The organism is Pseudomonas sp. yb_2, from assembly GCF_043103905.1.
Taxonomy (GTDB): Bacteria; Pseudomonadota; Gammaproteobacteria; order Pseudomonadales; family Pseudomonadaceae; genus Aquipseudomonas; species Aquipseudomonas alloputida.
In genome coordinates this window covers 1-431 of the sequence record NZ_JBICKH010000081.1, presented here as the reverse complement: position 1 = coordinate 431, position 431 = coordinate 1, and the positions used below count along the sequence as shown (strand labels likewise).

1 protein-coding gene is annotated in these 431 nt (G+C 60.3%); it reads right to left on the bottom strand.

Annotated elements, in window-relative coordinates; all coding sequences use genetic code 11:
- A partial coding sequence (locus ACF8FB_RS22690; RefSeq protein ID WP_392512063.1) for a thiamine pyrophosphate-binding protein occupies positions 1 to 431 on the bottom strand: 431 nt, incomplete at both ends.

Here is a 431-nt window from a genome sequence, read left to right as displayed (position 1 = left end):
GGCTTTTCTTCTTCGGCCAGGCGGAAGGCTTCGCGCATGCGGGCCGGGATGTTGTCGGCCGAGGCGAACTGGTGGGTGTACTTGGTGATGGGGTCCATCATGCCGCACACGTCAATGATCTGGAAGCGACCCTGCTTGGACTTCTTGATCGGCTTCTGCCCGGTGATCATCATCATCGGCATGCCGCCCAGGTAGGCGTAGGCGCTGGCGGTCACCAGGTTGGTGGCACCAGGGCCGAGGGTCGACAGGCTGACGCCGGTCTTGCCGGTCAGACGACCGTAGGTGGCAGCCATGAAACCTGCAGACTGCTCGTGACGGGTCAGTACCAGCTTGATCTTCGACTTGCGCAGGGATTCGAGCAGGTCGAGGTTTTCCTCACCGGGAATGCCGAATACATACTCGACACCTTCGTTTTCCAGGCATTGCACAAC